Origin of the sequence: Neobacillus niacini (genome assembly GCF_030817595.1) — a bacterium.
GTDB classification, from domain to species: domain Bacteria; phylum Bacillota; class Bacilli; order Bacillales; family Cytobacillaceae; genus Neobacillus; species Neobacillus niacini_G.
In genome coordinates, this window is sequence record NZ_JAUSZN010000001.1 from 3,790,480 (window position 1) to 3,809,859 (window position 19,380).

Below are 19,380 nucleotides of genomic sequence, written 5' to 3' on the forward strand. Positions count from 1 at the left end.
GGGAAAAGATAAATTATTATACAAAAAGCTGCAGTGGCCATAGAGCCACTGCTTTTTCATAATCGGTCACTCTAGTACCTTAGCAGTGACAGTGATTTTTCTTCTCTTTTTAACCAGCAACCTACAAGCTACACATACTGTTCCAAACCAAATTAGAAAAAATAATAATGCAATGATGGGTAATATGGTTATCTCGAAAACTGTTTGCCCCAATGCAGTTTGGATCCCTAACACTAATATCATGAGCATCCAAGCAATGCTGCCAGCATGAATCAAAATCTTTTTAAATTTTTCATGGATCTGAGCCTTTTCCAAAAGCCAAGCAGGGAGAATTAACGTTTGTAATGCATGGAATCCCACTCCATGTATAACAATTAAATTACCAGCCCCCCCTGTAAGCCGGTCTTGAAGAAGAATCATCCATATCCCTGCACTATTTGCTGCTAAGACTGAGAGAAATGCATAACGAATCCCCATTATCAGCAATGGACGTCCATGAGGTTGTTTCATCCGTAAAAAATGAACCATAAGCACAATGGTTAGTGCTACAAGTACTAAAGAAATAACCCCAAATAGCATGCCGGCAACGATATCGACTACCGCCCCTTCACGTGAAAATCTTGGATTAATGCCTCTAAAGTTCTGAAGGGTTTCAATCGTATATGAATATATGCTTGCGATGATAAAGAGCCAACGCACAACTTTTCTTTTTCTTGTTCCAAATCTCGAAAGGGGAAGGATGGCAGCGATAGATAGAATAAACATGCCGATAGCAGCATTGAAAGAAAAAGCATCTCTCATATTCCCTTCTGGTGCAATAATGGGGTCGTTAAAAAAGATAAATATAAAAATGCCCGCCGATAGTAAAAAACCGATTAATCCTGTGATTATAAGAGCTCGTTCTCCTTCAAAAAGCTTAACAGATGGTCCATTTTCAATTTGGTTAACTTTCATTACCTTCCACATAAAAATCCCTACTTTCTTCGATTTATTTATCAATCAATAAATAAAACTTCAAAAAAATATCGACCACAAAAAAAATATTCCTATTTTATTTATTTATCAGTCAATAAATAAGATTTCAAAAAAAGGGGAGCTGAGCTGCACCTTTTTAACAATGATCTTTCCCGTGAGTTAATTGCGGTAGATTTAACACCTCAGCTAAGGTTATTAAAAGCCCTGTTCCAATAAAATGGGCAGCTGTTTCTTTTGCATTAGGTATGCCTGCTTTATCAAATTTCAAAGTTAAAGATTCAAAAATCTTAAGAAACAAGCTGCTCACATGTTCCCGAATACCCGGATCAGATATGGCGTGTGCCTGCATAACCATCAATACTTCATCACGATGCGTTTGGATTATTTGTTCAAACGCATGCCCCATTGTTTCAACTAATTGGTCTGCTGGTGCATTAACTTCTGCAAAAGTATCATAGATACGGCTAAATGCACGATCAATTACTGCCTTGAATAATTCTTCCTTGTTTTCAAAAAAATGAAACACATAAGGCTGTGTCACTCCAGCAGCCTTTGCTACCATTGCAGTGGTTGCTTTATAATACCCCCTTTCAGCGAAGACCCCTACAGCGTTTTCTATTATGATTTCTTTTTTATCTTCTCGTACTGCCACGTGTGCTACCATCCTCGTTTATTTATTGATTAATAAATAAATTTTATTTAATTCGACCACTACTGTCAATAGGCTTTTAATTTTATCGTATGAAAAAACCTAAGATGTTTTAAAGATTTCCATACTGAGGGCTTTTCTAAAAGTGCCTAAATGGTGGTCGTCCTGACAACATTATTCGTATATAAAAAACAAAAATCCCCATAGTAATTAGCCAGTTTCTTTATTAGGATTACCTAAACCTAATTTCAGTAAAGCACCTGGTAGTTGAAAAAACTTACTTTATTCTTTTACAAACAATTTGTATTGGTTTCCATCAGGGTCTTGTACCCAACCCGACCTTAAATCATTTAAAAAATTATGAGGGAGAGATAACATAGTAGCACCATTCTCAATTAAATACTGAATGGATGAATCTGTATCTTCTGTCCATACTACAATTTCGCAACCCATGTTTTCACCAGGGGTTAACCCGTGAATTTCTTTTGTGGATTCTGTAGATGCTATACCTAACTTAAAACCATCTAAAATTAATTCATAATGAACGGGCTTACCATCAATTGATAAACAAAGAAAAAGACGTATGCCCATTCATACGTCAATTCTTGTGTCATTTATTAAGAAAGCACCCGAAAACAGAACATTTTAGATGTTTTCTGCAACTTAATTAAACCTATGCTTTGTAATAAGGTGGAATTCGAAGCCATTCATGGCGATCCAAATACTGTTTCATAATTAAGCCAGCTGTTGTTTTCCTCACGATAATCTTCGAGAACATTAATCCAACATCCGCCCGAATAGATTCAGTAAGCCCTTTGGAAGCATAATTAACACCCATAGCAAGATTATAAGACATTAAATTAGCAAGTTCTTCATCATTTAATTTAGCACCCTCTGAAATATCCTTAAAATCAACAGCAGGTTTTTCCGGTGTAGATTGAGGAAAAGGTACACCTTCCTTCATAAGAAACTCTTTAAGCTCATCTCTAATCGGAATATGCACGGTTTCCTTTATATCCTTTAATATTTGTTTCAATTCTGGATCTTGGGCAAGATTGATTCCGATTTCTTCATTTCGCATCGTTGTTTCTGTACCTAAAAGAAAAAACCATAGATTAGAAACCTCCATCACATTTAAAGGTCTTTTCTTACCGTCCATAAATGGTTGAAATATATCTTGTATTAGTTCAAGTACCTTCATGTTAGAAAATCCCACCAAACATTGATTTTTTATGTTGGTAGCTTTTCCATTTAATCCCTAAAGCATGCTAATTAAAATACTTTTTAAATAATTTTTCGGCTGTACGGGTAGCCAATGCTTGTGTGGTAAGGGTAGGATTGACACCGCCCAGACTATTAAAATGGACACTGTTATCAGCGATATATAACCGTTTTACTTGAAATGATTCGCAGTCCTGATCAACGACAAATCCCATACGCATCGTACTTTCTATATGAATCATCATTCCTGCCGGCCAATTTGTCCAAATAACTTTTTTGGCCCCTGCCTTCCTTAACAGGTCTGCTGCTATCTTAACAAGTTGACTCCGTTTCCTGCGTGACTGCTTAGTTGGCTGGTAGCTTACAACAGGAACAAATCCATTTTCATCACTAATTGATGCATCAAGCGTAATCCCGTTCCGCTGGTCTACTTCATCATCGGTACTGACTAAAATATTTAACGTTTTACGGTAGGAATCCATTGATTCTTTTAATTCATAACCGTATAGACGTCCCTTAATATCCCACGGATCATTCATCTCAGGCTTGTTTAGAAAAGAGTAACCTGACTCACTCACCGCATAGAAAGAAGCCGTTAAGCCTGGACTCATCCCAACCGACTGCAGAGTTCCAAGTCCGGGATAATCCAATCTCGCCGCGCATGTATTTCCTACAAAGGGATAAATATCTGAGGTTCCTAATATAGGGATCAAATCCTTTTCATCAAATATGCCGGATACCCAATCCATATAATGATTTACCAATCCTTTTCCTACCCATGGATTATCAGGCAATCCTGAATTAAACCAAAGCCTTGGGCTTTCAATGCTTCCAGAAGCCATTATAATGATTTCTGCCCTTAGCTCTTCCTGTTCACCCGTCCAAGTATCCCTAATATTTACGCCTATGGCATGAAGCCCCTTGGACGGGTTATTTTCTGTTATGATTTTTATAACAAAGGCATTTGGTCTAATACAAACATTCCCTGTGTTTAAAGCAAGTGGCACATAGCTGACATTCGTGGACCGTTTTGCAATTTTATCTATAGATGGACCATGTGGGCAGCCGTTAATGCAATGCCCCGCAAGCGTGCAGCCTTCCATCCATGATAATTGTTCGTCAGTGATATTTAGATTTGTGATATTTTCATTAGGAGGCAAAATTGCATTCGGCTGCGGCCTATACCCTGGACCTGTCACATCCAGTGTAGGAATCAAATTCCAGCCTGCTTTCTTTGCACCATAATAAAATAATTCCTCCTTTGCTGTCGTGGCCGCAAAGTTCACCGGTAATGTCGCTTCCACTTTTTCATAATATGGTACAAGTTCCCGGTAAGAAAGCGGCCAGACATTATCAATTGCCGCTGGATAGGCTCGTGGACAATTAGCCGTATAGGTTTGGGTGGTTCCTCCGACACCGGAGCATTGCCAAATTACGCCTTTTTGATTAGCGTTCCGAAACCATTGAGAACGACTACGATCCGCCGGGCCCCAGCGAAACCTTCCTGAAACTAAATCATTTATATTCATTTCAAACTTGTTTAATAATTTTTTATAGAGCATGACATCCAAGTCATCTTTTGTAGAACTGGATACTCCTCCGGGCTGTAAATTTGGATTAGGCCACTTTTTATTCCCGTACCAGGGACCAGCTTCTAAGACCAAAACCTTTAACCCCAATTCTCCCAGCTCTTTCGCTATAACAGCTCCTCCGCCGCCAGCACCAATTACAATCACGTCTTGATTAGCCATTAGTCAACCACCTTCTTGTGCTGGATGATTGCTAAGAACCCGCGAAAATCCCGGTATCCAAAAGATGGACCTGGATACTGGGCCTGGAACCATCCAGGTGGAAAATATTCGACTCTTCTGTATTCAGGAGAAAGTAGTCGTGTGGTTCCGTACGCCGTCCATTCCGAATAGTGGCCAAACATGGGAAGTTGATTTAGTACATCCATCATATTTCGAACGAGTCCCGGGTTATTTTTGTATGGAATGCTCAAGTTTTCAAAATTAATGTCTAGGCGTTCTATTAGGGTAATCGCCCTTAACCTATCTAATGGTGAAAGTGCAGAGAAAGGACCCCCGCTAGGATATGCTGTTACATTTAATGGGTAAAGAATCTGCCCCGTCTGGATTAATCGGGCAGCTCCTAGGTCCAGCAATTCAGCAGTGGATTTTGACATGGAACCATTAACTAACTTAAGCTGCTCTTTTACAGGGAAAGCAATTGAATGATCTAATATCCAAATAACATACTCATAAACATGTAATTCCTGAGCTCCGGCCACAGGAACAGTTCCAATATAATCTTTTTGTTTAAGATGGGGTGGAATGATAGCTTCAACTAGTGACCGAAAAGTGGATATGATATAAGGATTTAAGGTTACACTCCCTCCACTTGCTTCCAAATTTCCCCCACCTCCTTTTTAAGGAATGTTTCTTGCCCTTCATATTAATATTTATGTTTTCTTTCTTCTATGTATGGAAATTAATTAGTAAAAAGGCGAACATTGAATGCTCCTGTCCGCCTTTGTTTTACTATTAAACTTTAACCGTTTCTTGTTCCACCTTTTCCTAAAACAAAGCTAATTTGCTATGTTGTACACCACCACACAGTCAACCATTACTTTTTTTCAATATTTTTCTTCATTAGTTGTGCTATTAATATATCATTTTGATCTGCACTATTTTCTAATTGCTTAATGATTAATTCTTGTCTGGCTTCCGGATGATTTTGACTTAGTTTGGCTTTCCCCTCAATTTTGTTAATGTTGATTTTAAAACCTACAATACCTTTACTCATGCCCTTTATATAAGTTTCATCAACGTTCTCTAAATGATAGGAACTATCTATTTTTTCATATTTACTTACCATGTCTACCAATGATTCAAATACTTCCTTTTCTTCTTCGACAATCTCCAACTCACCATAAACGTGTATAGCAATATAATTCCAAGTTGGTACAGCCTGGTTGGTCTCATACCAGGATGGTGAAATATAGCAATGAGGACCTTGAAAGATAACAAGAACATTTTGACCTTCAATATCCTTCCACTGCTGGTTAGTACGGGCAAAATGTCCATATAAAAAGCCTTCTTCTTTATTTAAAAGGAGTGGCAGATGAGTAGCGTATGGTTCCCCATTATGCTGAGAAAACAAGGTAGCAAAGCTATTCTTTTCAATAAAGTCATAGATGACTTCTTCATTTTTAATAGTAAAATGTTTTGGTATATACATATTCTTTGCATCTCCACTCTAAAGGTATTTAAATTATTTCTCTGTCGGTTACTAAAAACCTCCTTTAACAGTGGTAGTTTTAGAAATAGTAAAGGACTGGGGATGATCATCGCCAGTCCTTTACTCGGAATTTTAAGCTAATAAAATTAGCTATCGCTATTCATTTCTAATTGAGCTTTCAATTCACCCTGAATGCGCTGTTGTTCTGCTATCGTTACAATTCCATAATAGATATTATCAATCATTTTACCTTCTGATATAATGGTCAGCTGTTCAATGTGTTTCCCAGCTTCTTTATAATTCTTTTGGATGCTTATCATTTCTTCGAATGTAAGATTTGTTTTAATATTACTGCCGATCGCTTGAAAGATATCCGGGGCTTTCGATAAGCTAGTGATGCTTGCACCCTCTTTGATTACCGCTTGAATCACTTGGCGTTGACGTTCTTGACGGCCAAAGTCTCCATTCGGATCATCGTATCTCATTCTGATGAAAGCTAATGCTTCCTCGCCATTTAGATGAATCTTACCTGCAGGAAAACTAAATCCTTCTATTTTAAAAGCAAGATCATTCTCGACATTAATCCCGCCCACTGTATCAATAATATCCTTAAAGCCTTCCATATTAATTTTGACGTAATAATCAATTGGAATATCAAGGAAGTTCTCCACCGTATCTACCGCCATTGGAACACCGCCAAATGCGTAAGCATGGTTAATCTTATCTTCTTTTCCCTTACCGACAATCTCTGTCATGGTATCCCTTGGAATACTCAGCATTTTTACAGAATTATTGTTTGGATTTACTGTTAACACAATCATCGTGTCAGAACGCCCGCTATCTCCTTCACGCTCATCCACACCAAGCATTAAAACGGAAAATGGTTCTTTCTTTTTTAATGCCTTAGGCTGCTTTTCACTATTTTGTTTGTCATCGAGCGGTTCATGCATTGTTGCTACTGCACTATTAAAAGATTTATAGACTGTAAACCCATAGATGCCTCCAACAATAAGGAATATAAATATAAACAAACGTATTATATTACGCCATTTAAGCCTCCGTCTTTTTCTCCTTCTCATTTCATAATCTCCTAACCAAAATCAGCATTTTAAATTAGGTTACCAAAGGGTTGTGTCAACACAATTACAGGGTCGTGTCGATTTATTGTTTTTTACTTTACATATTTATTTGGTTATCGACATTATTTTAAGGAAATATTGTTAAACAAACGTTGTATTAATGTCAGCTTCACCCCTTATGTAAAACCAACTCTTATTTATTTCCTAGAAAATTTTTTGTCGATTAGGGATTTTCACTTTTTACTAAATTCTACAAACACTGCAATCCCACTAAAAAAGCTTGAGGATATAATTATCCCCAAGCTATTAAGATTAAATCTATTTACCGATAAACTCTTGTGTCCAATAGTTTCCTTGTGAGACATGTCCAACACCAATATAGTTGAAGTTCGGGCTAAGGATGTTCTTACGGTGACCTTCACTATTCATCCAAGCTTTTACTACTTCTTCAGGTGTTCGCTGCCCCATAGCAATATTTTCACCAGCATAACGATAAGAGATTCCGTATTTTTTCATCATATCAAATGGTGAGCCATATGTTGGGCTTGTATGGCTAAAGTAACCGTTAGCAGACATATCACGAGATTTTTCACGTGCCATTTTGCTAAGTGTTAAATCCACTTTAAGAGCAGGCAATCCATTTTTGGTACGCTCTTGATTGGTAAGGTCGACCACTTTTTGCTCATAGGCACTTAAAGTACTAGTAGTTTGTGTTGTCGTTGGTTGCGTTGTTGTCACTGACTGTTCCTGCACTGGCTGTGTCGTTGTTATTGTTGGAGTTGTCTGTTGAGTTTGTGCAGGTACATTTGTTTGTGTTTGAGTTGGTACCGTCACTTTATATCCAAAACTAGCAAGATATTTTTCAATAACACTATTAATATCATTCAGATTTGATCCTTGATAAACATAGACCTTTTCCTGAACAACTGGAGTAAAGTCAGCAGCCTCTGCCTTATTTAATACTGGATTGGCCATTACGACTGCCGCCGCAGCAGCTAGGGTTAAAAGAGCCTTTTTCTTAATCATAATTAAATCCTCCTAGAAGTTTGCTGTTTTTAACAAACTCATCTTAACATATGTTTTTTGTCATATTTCAGGCAGGATTTTACAATCAAAAACACTACATCTCCAGATTAGTACCCCTAAATTTGGATTTTTACTTATAATAAAAGTCTTTTCAGTTATTCCTAAATCTTCTCTGTGTTATTTCATAATCTACTAATCTCAGGTAAAATTACCAGTAATTATAGTAAAAAAGAGGATTGACAGCATCCTAAAAACAGAGCGTTTTTAACGAATATTTCAGAAATTTATCATTACTAACGAGAATATTAATTGGTTCCTAGACGGTATCTGTTAAAATAGAGCAGAAAATGACAGGATTTAAATGGCAGCGGTTGTTACCATGTACATAAGGAGTGAGCGATATGGGTTGGGTAGAATCATTACAGAAAGCAATTGACTATATGGAAGAGCATTTACTTGATGAGATTACAATCGAAGGTATAGCGAAACAAGCCAATGTATCGGAGTTTCACTTTCAACGTATTTTTTCAGTACTTACAGACATAACTGTAGGTGAATATCTTCGACGCAGACGTTTAACACTAGCAGCCCAAGACCTTTCTACAACTGAAAGCAAAATAATTGATGTCGCCCTAAAATATGGCTACGACACTCCTGAATCTTTTGCAAAAGCTTTCCGGAGGCAGCATGGAATCACACCAAGTCAGGCACGTAATTACACAGGAAAGCTGATATCTTATAACCGCCTGGCGATCCAGGTAAATTTGAAAGGGGCAGAACCTATGAACTACAAAATTGTGGAAAAAGAAAGTTTTAAAGTTGTCGGTGTAAAGCGCGAATTTTCCTGTGAAAATGGGGAGAACTTAGCTGGGATTCCTAAAATGTGGGATGATGTCCATGTTGATGGAACAAATGATTTATTATTTGAATTAAATAATGGTCAACTTAAAGGTGTCCTTGGGGTATGTGTCGATAAACGCGCACCTGGTTCCCCATTAATGGATTACTGGATCGGTACAGATCATAAGGGTGAAACACCTGAAGGTCTTTTGGAACTTGAGGTTCCCGCTTCCAAGTGGGGTGTATTTGAAGTACACGGAGCTATGCCGGATGCTATGCAGAATACTTGGAAACAAATCATCTCGGAATGGTTTCCATCCAGCCATTATCAGCATGCGGGAACCCCAGATTTAGAAGTCTACTCAAATGGAAATCCATCTAGTTCTGATTATTATTCTGAAATTTGGATTCCTCTGAAGTAAGGACACTAACTAAGAATAATTCTGGATAAGCTTTGTCTTAATGGGTTCAATGACCTATCGAAAAACTTGAATTTGTAACTAAAAATGTTTTTTTAAACCGCATTTATACAGAAAGGTTCCATTTTTTAATAAAAAAAAGGGCTGCTATTATTTTGCAGCAGTTCTAATGGGGAAACTTCCCGTGGCTTAACAAGGATTAATTATACAAAAAGAGGCGTTAATCCTTCTTGGATTAACGCCTCTTTTTGTTGAAGAAAACTCATTTTTTTCTTTTACAAACGATTTGTATTGGGTTACCATCAGGGTCTTGTACCCAACCCGACCTTAAATCATTTAAAAAATTATGAGGATTAGATAATATAGTAGCACCATTTGCAATTAAATATTGAATGGCTGAATCGGTATCTTCTGTCCATACTACAATTTCACAACCCATATTTTTTCCAGGATTTAAACCGTGAATTTCTTTTGTTGACTTTTTAGTGGCTATACCTAACTTGAAACCATCCAATATTAGTTCATAATGTACAGGCTTACCATCTATTTCAGCTACAAAGGTTTGTGTAAAGCCCAGTTTTTGATAAAACCCTTTTGATTTCTCTATATTATCAACATATAGATTAATTTGTGGAGATTTAAAGTTCATAAACTTCCCCTTCCTTAATTTTTTTTTATGATTCTCCAGAGAACTACCTACTAAAGTTTATTAAGAAGATTCAACAAAAAGGAGTATTAATCCTCCTTAGTCTATTCCCCCTATGGACTTGCTTCGAAAATGAGCTTGGTTAGCGAATTCCGTCTTGAAGATCTTAAATGTTGCTTCCGCCACAGCGTTATCATAGGGACCTATGCATTTTCTTTACCAAATAAATCCATAGTCAAGCTAAAAAAAACCATAAACTTGTCCCGGAAAGTATAGGATAATATCCGTAGATTTACAAAAAGGAGGCAGTATAGTGAAAAAGTTATGGAAATCTTTATTGTCGGTTTGTATTGTAACCGCTTTCTCCTCAATCCCTTTCGGTGCATCGGCTGAGGAATCGTTAGTGAAGGTCTCTTCTGTGGACGAAATTTCTGCAGCGATGAGCAAAGCGCAACCCGGTGATACGATTGTGATGAGGAACGGAGTATGGAAGGATGCTGCCATTGTGATGGAAGGCGTAGGCAAGCAGAATAAACCCATCACTCTGCGAGCGGAAACACCGGGTCAGGTAGTGCTCAGCGGCGCCTCCACACTCAACATCGGAGGATCGTATCTTGTGGTGGACGGCTTGGTATTCAAAGATGGGGGAGATATCGATGATTCCGGTGTCATTGAGTTCAGGGTGGGAGATCTTGAAGCGACGCATTCCCGTCTTACTAACGTCCAAATGATTGATTATAACCCTCCGAGCAATGAAAAGAACACGAAGTGGGTTGGGATTATACGGAAGCTATAACAGGGTGGACCATTCCTATTTCAAAGGTAAGAAAAATATTGGTGCAACGATGGTAGTTTGGAGAGAGCAGGCGGGCGAGCAGCACCATGTCATTGATCACAATCATTTTGCCGGCCGGCCCATCCTGCTCGACGATAGTGGACAAATGATTAGTAATGAAGCGGAAACGCTGAGAATCGGAACGAGTACCTATTCGCTCTCGGATTCTTATACAACGGTAGAGAACAACCTGTTCGAGAACAATGATGGAGAAATCGAAATGGTTTCGGTTAAATCAGGGAAGAATGTGATTCGCGGCAATACATTTTTGAATAATGCAGCGACCGTCACGCTTCGTCATGGCAATGGAACGCACATTGAAAACAACTTCTTTTTCGCCAATGGCAAGGCAAACGCAGGCGCGATCCGCGTTATAGGCGAAGACCATGTGATAGCCAACAATTATATCAGTGGCATTGTTGGCAGCAATACGACACGTGGGGCCATTGTTCTAACCAATGGCATACCTAACTCGGCTCTCAACAAATATTTTCAAGTCAAAAATGTTCTCATTACTCACAACACACTCGTGAACAATGATAACAACATCATCGTTGGCGATAAAAAAAGCGGTACGAATACGTTAGCGCCAGTAGACACGATTATAGCAAATAACGTTATACAGGCAAGCGGGAACGTTAAGCTTCCTCTTCTTAAGGTAATCGACGATGCAGCAGCTCTTACGTATGAAGGAAATTTCATGTATGGCGCCGAACTCGGGATCTGGCCGGTCGCAGGGATTAAGCAGCAAAATCCTCAACTGGCTTTGGCAGAAGACGGATTATACCGTGCGGGCGAAAAAAGTCCGATTATCAACGCATTGAAAAACGGGCCTTACTCCGTAATGGATGATATGGATGGCCAGCCCCGACCTCAAGGAAACAGGGATGCTGGAGCGGATGAGGTATCCAAAGCTCCTATAAGGATTAAGCCTTTACATCCGAGCGATGTCGGACCCGAATGGCTGAACGCATCTGAATAAGAATTAACCGAGCTCCCATCAGTATGTCCCTATTAACTATGGAGACACGAACATTGATTCAATATAGTATGAAGGCAGGCGTGCAAAAGACGCCTGCCTTTTTCTATTCTTTCGAATACCTAAACCTTTTGTTAATGATTGACTAGATACTGTTTAAGTATCCCTTCACAATCCTTTCTTTTAGCGATAAATAAACGACCTTCATTTTGAAGAGTCACACCAGTTCGTTTGAACAATTCTGTATGTAAAATAATTTAGCCCCTCCACATTACTTTTTATTAAACTAGCCTGCACATTACTTTAAGAACAAAACCTCATAATCTTGTACTCAAAGTACACTTTGGAACTTATGTTATTTGTACTAAAAAGGACCGCCAAATGACGGTCACCTTTCGTTGACTTACTCATAAACCATTTTTAAAGTTTCTACGTTATATCCCTCAACAAGGGCATGGAAATTAAGCAGTGACTTAGCAGCGGAGGCTTTTGCAAAATACAGTATACCTTTTTCTTCGTCTATATAGTTGACAAGGTATCCTCTTTTGACATGAATATACCACTTATTATTCAAATGAAGTATCGCTGTTTCATTCGGATTCTTCTTTACTTCTTCCCATTGTGCCTTTAATTCTTCAGGGATTTGCTCATCGATATTACCAGTTGTTATACTAGGTTTCTCAGATAGGTCATCTATTCTATAACCATCTAAATTGGGTTTGAATTGTTCACTATCAATTGGAACATTAATTTCAAGTTTTGACGGATATAAGTAATCCACAACGTCACCAGCAGAATTATATGTTTCATACTTAACCAATATCCCCGTATCCTTATCTACCCAAAAGCGGAATGTTTGGAAATCCCTATGGTTTTTAGTCCCTTTGATTACAAGCGTGTTATGACCCAGTAATTCCTCATTTTGCTTTTCTATTTCCCATTTACTTAAATCTCGTGTATAGTTTGAGGCTATCTCATAAGGAAATAATGTTTCATTTGCCGAACCAATTGGAGGTCTCTCACGATATTTTGTAACGTTAATCCCTTCACTATCTTTTGAAAATGCCTCTTCTATCTTTAATGTGCCTGAACCACTTCCTTCTGAATAACTCATTTGACTGTAAGTGTGTGTCTGTTCCATTAAATTCCATAACGTTCCATCTTTATAGTATTCATAAAATGTCTCGTTTTTACCATTTTCCATATACGTTCTTTTTCCGTATCCACCTGGTTGATTTTTCAAACTAATCGCATATTCAATTACTGTATAACCTGGGTCACCCCCAGAAAAGGACTTGAATTCTCCTATAGCCGTTTCAAAATAATCTACCGTGTTTATCATTTTTGTGAGGATTTCTTCTTTAGTCATTTCATCATAGTTTTCTTCTTGCTTGGATGGAATATATGCCGTTTTCTCATTGGAAGGCTCTAGAGATTCTTGCATATTCTCCTTTCGTTCATTAGCTTGTTTCACTTCAGGACCATTAAATAAATTTAGCTGCGTCCCTACAAAATAGGTGATCCCTAAAAACATTAAAGAAACCACTGAAGCGCTAAGAACAGTATTAAACTTATTTTTAAGCGGAAAAACCTGCCTTTGAAACTTGGATTTTTTAATTGAGTTCAAGACTTTTTGATACTGCTTATCATCAAAATACACGTCTTTCAAAATGGTTTCATCCATTTTTTCTTTTAAATTTTCCAGACTATTTTCCACTAATTGCCCACGCTCCTTCATAACCTGCTTTAAGTTTTTGGCGTCCCCGATGTAATCTAGTTCTAACCGTATTTGAATTGAGCTTAAGCATGTCCGATATTTCCTCAATAGAAAACTCCTGATAATAAAACAAGATAATGACCTCTCTTAATTTCACCGGCAGCTCTATTACTTGTTTTGAAATCAATTGATTTTCCTCCACACTCGAAAATGAATGCTGTAGAGAAGAAGATAAGGTCGGTTTAGGCTTAAAAATATCCGTAAAATACAAATTTTTAAAAGTCCAACTTTTTATGACATCTTTACTTTGGTTCACAGTAATTCTTATCAGCCATGTTTTATAAGATGATTCGTTTCGAAAGGAATCCATTTTCTCGTAACACTTTATAAAAACCTCTTGTGCTACATCTTCTGCCATCTGTTTGTGTTTCAAGTAAGTATAAGCAATTCTAATAACATCATTACCGTAAGCGTTCATTAACCATTTCAGCTTCTCTTCACGATTCAAATGTTTTATGGGTTCTGAGTTTGGGTTGTCAGCCATGCGTTCAGTTTCTCCTCCCATGCCTTGTATTTGTAATTAGACGATTCGCATTTTTTAAATGTTCCATTTTGGAATTTTTTATTAAAATTTTTCTGCCACCTATGTAGTATTCAAATCGAGTAGAGGGAAAATAAGTTGATTATTTTCGCCCCTCTCACACCACCGTACATACGGTTCCGTATACGGCGGTTCAATTTATATTACAGTGTGTACTTTTAGATAATGTTCTGAAGCAGAGGGAAGTCCCCTCTGCTTTAGTCTTTTGTTTGAGATTGCTCTTTGGACAACTTTTGATAGTCCAATGTACCGGTAACCTTTTCGACAGAAGGTTAATCCTTTCGCTTCTTCCTCCGGAATCCCTAATTGAATAAGCGATTTAATTTGTTTTCTAGGTACCTTCCATTGCTTCCAAATGATGACTCTAATTCTGGAGCGAAGCTTCTGATCTATCTCACTCATTGCTTTTTTCATATTTGAGATTCTAAAGTAATTAACCCACCCAAGTATGACTTGTTTCAGTTTTAAAATTCGGAAGTCTGGCGGAACACTCCAGTTTCGCTTTGTTAATTTTCGAAGCTTCCTTTGAAACTTCTGTATTGACATAAGATGGGGTTTTACTTGATACCTCTTGTTTTTAGTATCGTAATAAAACCCGAATCCTAAGAATTTTAAATCTTTTGGGCGAGTGATTTTGCTCTTCTCCACATTAACTATTAATCCTAGTTTTCCTTCTATAAATCTCACGATTGATTTCATCACTCTGTTTGCTGCTGCCTCACTCTTCACAAAGATGAGAGCGTCATCAGCGTATCTCACGAACCTTAGCCCTCTTTTCTCTAGTTCCTTATCGAGTTCATTTAACATAATATTACTCAATAATGGGCTAAGGTTCCCTCCTTGCGGAGTCCCGACTGGTGTTTCTTCATATTTCCCTTTCACCATGACTCCACTTACTAAGTATTTTCTGATTAGCGAGATGACATCACCATCATCTATTGTGTTAGCGATAATCCGCATGAGTTTATCGTGATGGACTGTATCGAAGAATCTTTCGAGGTCAATGTCTACCACCCAATCGTGTCCATCATTCAGAAATTCCAAGCTTTTTATAATAGCCATCTCACAGCTTCTTTTTGGTCTAAAGCCGTAACTGAATTCACTGAATTGCTTTTCAAATATCGGACTGAGAGCTTGATGAATAGCTTGTTGAACTACTCTATCCACTACTGTTGGTATTCCCAACTTGCGCATCTTGCCATTTTCTTTTGGGATTTCCACTCTTAAGGCAGCCTGTGGTTGGTATTTTCTTGTTCTGATGCGCTGACGTAACTCATCCTTGTTCTCTCTCAGATATTGCTTTAGTTCTTCGACTGTTACTCCATCGACGCCACTTGCACCTTTATTTTTATAGACCCGCAGGTAAGCTTCATTCATATTTTGATTACTTAGAATCTGTTCTAAAAGGTTCACACTCGTTTCTCCTTTCCTCTCACGTAGTAAGTGATAGCTCCATTTTGGTTATCCTTTGAGATACGCTCATACTTTCTCCATTAACACATTCGGAGTACGTCACTTACGCATTCGTGGTGTTGAAACACTATAAATTGTTCAGCCCTTCATGAATAATTTCACTACTATGGCTTCTGCTGACTTCTTGCGACTAACCTTTTTCGACTGTACTTCCGTACATCCGCAAGACCTCCCAGGGTAAGACAACTATCTTTCCTCTTTTACTCGCCTGATTTACTCTACAAAGTTACGCACATCTTTTGGACTTTGACTTGCTATGGAGCCTCATCCATTTATAAAGCCTTAGTATCAGATTTCTGTACGTCGAGCCAAGATTTTATTCCACGCTTCCTCCAGCCCTTATCTCACGATAAGTACCTTGCGCTTCCTTAGTGGTTGGTCGATGTTTACCCCCACAGTGGACTTTCACCACCTAGATAGTTGCCATGCCTGGCACACATTAAAAAAGCCACCATAAAATGGCAGCTGATTACTTTAGCTCAATTCAATTTTACCTTTTTAAGAACTTGTTTTGAATAATTTCTTAATAATACAAATAGGTAAGGCTTTGAAGTTATCGCCACTCAATTTAAAGTGTAATAATTAATCTTTCTTATCACATTCCACTTACTAGTAGATAGGATGTAAAGTGATCTGTTTTGGAAGTTTTACTATTATTCCTAAACAATCTGCCCTAGTTTCTAACTCCACGAGACCATATCACCACTGGAATAAGCAATAAAGATAAAATCCCTCCAGCTATTGATAATATTAGGTAGCTTGAACTTGCCACGATTATTCCAGACATGGCTCCACCAGCAGCTCCTGACAAAGCAACTAACACATCCACTGAACCTTGAGTTTTCGCTCGTGTGGAAGTTTTAGTTGAATCAACAATAAGTGCTGTCCCACTTATCAAACCAATATTCCATCCTAATCCAAGTAAAGAAAGAGCAATTACCATAAGAACCATAGAACCTCCTGGTGCAAATGCTGCTATTAAACCTGCCAGAAGTAACGTAATTCCAGAAGCAATAGCCATTACAGTACGCCCCAACTTATCAATAAGGGCACCTGTAACAAGTGAAGGAAGATACATGGCACCTATATGAAACCCAATAACAAGACCTACTGCACCCAAGTCATGTCCATGATGCATCATATGAACTGGTGTCATTGTCATAATAGCTACCATTACCATTTGAGTAAGGACCATTATCGTTGCTCCAACGATGATTCCTCTTTTGTTTTCTGTATGTTCAGTTGTTGCCAATTTATTACTAGACTCTTGGTTGATTGCTTGAATTGTTCTTGCTATAACTAATGGATCTGGGCGAAGCATGATGAAAAGGACAGTACCTGCTAAGATATAGGCTGCTGCTCCTAAAATGAAAGGACCAGCAAGCGATGGAACACCAATCGAAAGAGCGAAATCACCCATTACATTTACTAAATTTGGTCCTGCAACTGCACCAAATGTCGTAAAAACCATTGCAATACTAATAGCAGTTGCCCGCTGTTTTTTATTTGCTAAATCCGTACCTGCATACCGTGCTTGTAAATTTGTTGCTGAGCCTGCACCATAAACAAGCAAGGCAGTAAATAAAAGGAAAACACTATTTATTATAGCTGCAAGTATGACACCTATTGCTCCAAGTCCACCGAGCATAAAACCAGCTGTCAGACCTATACGCCGTCCAAACGCCTGCGAAAGTCTCCCGACCAATAAAGCAGCACCAGCCGACCCAAAAGTAAGTAAAGCCGAAGGAAGTCCAGCATAAGCCTCTGTACCGAGCATTTGCTGTGCAAGAAGTGCACCCACAGTCACTCCCGCAGCTAACCCTGCACCACCCAAAACTTGTGAAATACTTACAATGAATAAAGTTCGTTTGTATAACGATTTTTGTTTTTCTGAGGAATTAATGTAGCTTTGTACCCGAGCTGATTGAGCGTCTAACACTTTTACACTATCTTTCTGTAACATTATCTAACCTACCTCTATTATAATTCTCTTTTTATTTTATGCCTATTAGTGAAGTACGAGGCAGCCATTTTAGTAAGATTACGTCCTTAAATATAAGAAGCGATCCTATTATTGTACTAACCTTCCGCTAGTTTAATAAGAGATTCAACAAAAAAGTGGTTACTCTTGCCTGGATTAACGCCCCATTAATATTAAATAAATTTCAATGTGTTAATGAATGATAAATTGAATAGTCCACTTCACCGGAGATGTTTTTCAACCCATCTTTACACAACTCCATTGCCATTAAATTCTCCTTGGAGGGCGGTAAGTTTTTTTTGGACGCATATATACCGAACTCAGTTGATGTTCTAAATCCAAAGCGTCGATAATATCGAAAATCTCCTTCAACAATAATTCCCTTATATCCACTTTCACAAGCTAATTTAATACCTTCCTGCAACATAAACTTGCCAACACCTTGTCGTTGCTTTTTAATTGCCACAGAGACGGGGGATAACATTAATATTTCGTTTTGATATTTATTACTTATTGGAAGTTCTGAAAGTATAAAGTGTCCTACAATCTCCCCTTCCTCCTCAGCAACTAAATCTAATTGTGGGATGTAATATTGTTTTTCCCGTATCTCTCTTACAAGAGATTTTTCAACTTCACCATCTGAATAGCTCGTATTCTTGAATATTTCATAAATAAAATCTTCGATAAAGCTATATTCTACTTGTTTAACAGCTCTAATTATTATCATAATTGCCCCTCCATCACCTATGAAAGTTAAGCTCATTTGTTAAATTCTTCTTTAACTATGTAGTATGATTATTGACCGTATTCAATAAAAAAAGGATCGCATGTGCAATCCCAATTCTTCAACCCTAGCCCCTTTAGCTGAAGAAGGAACTTATTTTGTAGTTACTCTTCGCCTAACTTTTTTCCAATAACTACTGTTGCATCCCATTCTTCATCTCTTGCTATTTTGGTAATTAAACCAGCCTCAGCAAAAATTTCAAAGGTTTGAGCAGCCTGCATTCTACTTGTTTCTACTAATAGATGCCCTCCTGAAGCAAGCCATTGTGAAGCCTCTTCGGCTACCTTTCGCTGAAGGTCTAATCCGTCCCTGCCACCATCCAGTGCCTCTTTTGGTTCATATAAGCGTGCCTCCTGGGGAAGTAGATTTATTGCATCAGTAGGAACATAAGGTGCATTTGCAACGATTATGTTCACACGACCTCTTAATGTATGAGGTAACGCATTGTACAAGTCTCCTTGATAAACAAGACCACCAAGGTTAGTTATATTGTGGGAAGAACATTTTACTGCGATTGGATCAATGTCAACGGCGTGTAACACAATCTTATTCAAATCGGTTGCTATTGCAGCACCGACTGCACCAGATCCACAACATAAATCAACAACAATATCACAAATGTGGGTCAACGCTTTTGCCTGTTGAACCAGAAACTCTGTACGTTTACGTGGTACAAAAACTCCCCGTTCTACCTCTATCCGCAGTCCACAAAACTTTGTAAATCCAAGTACGTATTCAAGTGGTACCCCATTGGCTCGTGTTTCTACCATTTTCATTAAATCCTCGATACTGTCAGCCTGTGAGATAAGTAACTGGGTTTCTGCCTCAGCAAAAATACAGCCCTCGCTTCGTAGTCTGTCGATAATACTTTTTTCTATTTTATTATCTAAAGAGAAAGTAAAGTTTTGTCTTATT

General features: G+C 38.1%; 19 protein-coding genes. 3 read left to right on the top strand and 16 right to left on the bottom strand.

Going from position 1 to position 19,380, the window contains the following annotated elements:
• Positions 1-66: 66 nt before the first annotated feature.
• The 9 genes from QFZ31_RS18015 to QFZ31_RS18055 form a co-directional block, all read right to left on the bottom strand.
• The gene (locus tag QFZ31_RS18015; RefSeq protein WP_307305323.1) at positions 67-954 is read right to left on the bottom strand and encodes a hypothetical protein; all 888 of its coding nucleotides are present in this window, start codon (positions 952-954) and stop codon (positions 67-69) included.
• Positions 955-1,111: 157 nt separating this feature from the next.
• Complete coding sequence (locus tag QFZ31_RS18020; RefSeq protein WP_307305325.1) at positions 1,112-1,627, bottom strand: TetR/AcrR family transcriptional regulator; 516 nt, start codon at positions 1,625-1,627, stop codon at positions 1,112-1,114.
• A 279-nt stretch (positions 1,628-1,906) separates the two neighbouring features.
• Entirely contained in the window at positions 1,907-2,215 is a 309-nt protein-coding gene (locus QFZ31_RS18025) for a hypothetical protein (RefSeq protein ID WP_307305326.1), read from the bottom strand.
• Between the two features lie 82 nt (positions 2,216-2,297).
• Positions 2,298-2,825, bottom strand: a complete 528-nt coding sequence (locus tag QFZ31_RS18030) for a DUF3231 family protein (RefSeq protein WP_307305330.1) — start codon at positions 2,823-2,825, stop codon at positions 2,298-2,300.
• A 67-nt stretch (positions 2,826-2,892) separates the two neighbouring features.
• On the bottom strand, positions 2,893-4,596 hold the full coding sequence (locus tag QFZ31_RS18035; protein WP_307305333.1) for a GMC family oxidoreductase N-terminal domain-containing protein: 1,704 nt from the start codon (positions 4,594-4,596) through the stop codon (positions 2,893-2,895).
• Complete coding sequence (locus QFZ31_RS18040; protein WP_307305337.1) at positions 4,596-5,255, bottom strand: hypothetical protein; 660 nt, start codon at positions 5,253-5,255, stop codon at positions 4,596-4,598. The genes QFZ31_RS18035 and QFZ31_RS18040 overlap by 1 nt, the downstream gene beginning before the upstream one ends.
• A 215-nt stretch (positions 5,256-5,470) precedes the next feature.
• A complete protein-coding gene (locus QFZ31_RS18045; protein WP_307305339.1) occupies positions 5,471-6,085 on the bottom strand; it encodes an FMN-binding negative transcriptional regulator in 615 nt (204 codons plus the stop codon).
• Between the two features lie 146 nt (positions 6,086-6,231).
• On the bottom strand, positions 6,232-7,164 hold the full coding sequence (locus tag QFZ31_RS18050) for a LytR family transcriptional regulator (RefSeq protein WP_307305342.1): 933 nt from the start codon (positions 7,162-7,164) through the stop codon (positions 6,232-6,234).
• A gap of 318 nt (positions 7,165-7,482) precedes the next feature.
• The gene (locus tag QFZ31_RS18055) at positions 7,483-8,190 is read right to left on the bottom strand and encodes a CAP domain-containing protein (protein ID WP_307305344.1); all 708 of its coding nucleotides are present in this window, start codon (positions 8,188-8,190) and stop codon (positions 7,483-7,485) included.
• A 401-nt stretch (positions 8,191-8,591) separates the two neighbouring features.
• On the opposite strand from QFZ31_RS18055, the gene QFZ31_RS18060 reads away from it, so the two are divergent.
• Positions 8,592-9,452 (top strand): AraC family transcriptional regulator, encoded by an 861-nt coding sequence (locus QFZ31_RS18060; protein WP_307305345.1) that lies wholly within the window; start codon positions 8,592-8,594, stop codon positions 9,450-9,452.
• A 259-nt stretch (positions 9,453-9,711) separates the two neighbouring features.
• On the opposite strand, the gene QFZ31_RS18065 is transcribed toward QFZ31_RS18060, so the two are convergent.
• Positions 9,712-10,098, bottom strand: a complete 387-nt coding sequence (locus QFZ31_RS18065) for a VOC family protein (RefSeq protein ID WP_307305347.1) — start codon at positions 10,096-10,098, stop codon at positions 9,712-9,714.
• A gap of 310 nt (positions 10,099-10,408) precedes the next feature.
• Between QFZ31_RS18065 and QFZ31_RS18070 the strand changes: the two genes are divergently transcribed.
• Positions 10,409-10,891, top strand: coding sequence for a chondroitinase-B domain-containing protein (locus QFZ31_RS18070; RefSeq protein ID WP_307305349.1), 483 nt, complete (start codon positions 10,409-10,411; stop codon positions 10,889-10,891).
• 4 nt (positions 10,892-10,895) lie between these two features.
• Positions 10,896-11,912, top strand: a complete 1,017-nt coding sequence (locus QFZ31_RS18075) for a polysaccharide lyase 6 family protein (protein WP_307305353.1) — start codon at positions 10,896-10,898, stop codon at positions 11,910-11,912.
• A gap of 400 nt (positions 11,913-12,312) precedes the next feature.
• On the opposite strand, the gene QFZ31_RS18080 is transcribed toward QFZ31_RS18075, so the two are convergent.
• From QFZ31_RS18080 to QFZ31_RS18105, 6 genes are all read right to left on the bottom strand, one after another.
• The gene (locus QFZ31_RS18080) at positions 12,313-13,626 is read right to left on the bottom strand and encodes a LolA family protein (protein ID WP_307305355.1); all 1,314 of its coding nucleotides are present in this window, start codon (positions 13,624-13,626) and stop codon (positions 12,313-12,315) included.
• Positions 13,616-14,170 (bottom strand): sigma-70 family RNA polymerase sigma factor, encoded by a 555-nt coding sequence (locus tag QFZ31_RS18085; RefSeq protein ID WP_307305357.1) that lies wholly within the window; start codon positions 14,168-14,170, stop codon positions 13,616-13,618. The genes QFZ31_RS18080 and QFZ31_RS18085 overlap by 11 nt, the downstream gene beginning before the upstream one ends.
• Before the next feature lie 195 nt (positions 14,171-14,365).
• A complete protein-coding gene (gene ltrA, locus QFZ31_RS18090; protein ID WP_307305359.1) occupies positions 14,366-15,640 on the bottom strand; it encodes a group II intron reverse transcriptase/maturase in 1,275 nt (424 codons plus the stop codon).
• A gap of 733 nt (positions 15,641-16,373) precedes the next feature.
• Entirely contained in the window at positions 16,374-17,666 is a 1,293-nt protein-coding gene (locus QFZ31_RS18095) for an MFS transporter (protein ID WP_307311640.1), read from the bottom strand.
• Between the two features lie 199 nt (positions 17,667-17,865).
• On the bottom strand, positions 17,866-18,408 hold the full coding sequence (locus tag QFZ31_RS18100) for a GNAT family N-acetyltransferase (RefSeq protein WP_307305361.1): 543 nt from the start codon (positions 18,406-18,408) through the stop codon (positions 17,866-17,868).
• A 161-nt stretch (positions 18,409-18,569) separates the two neighbouring features.
• Complete coding sequence (locus QFZ31_RS18105; protein WP_307311643.1) at positions 18,570-19,343, bottom strand: putative protein N(5)-glutamine methyltransferase; 774 nt, start codon at positions 19,341-19,343, stop codon at positions 18,570-18,572.
• Positions 19,344-19,380 lie beyond the last annotated feature (37 nt).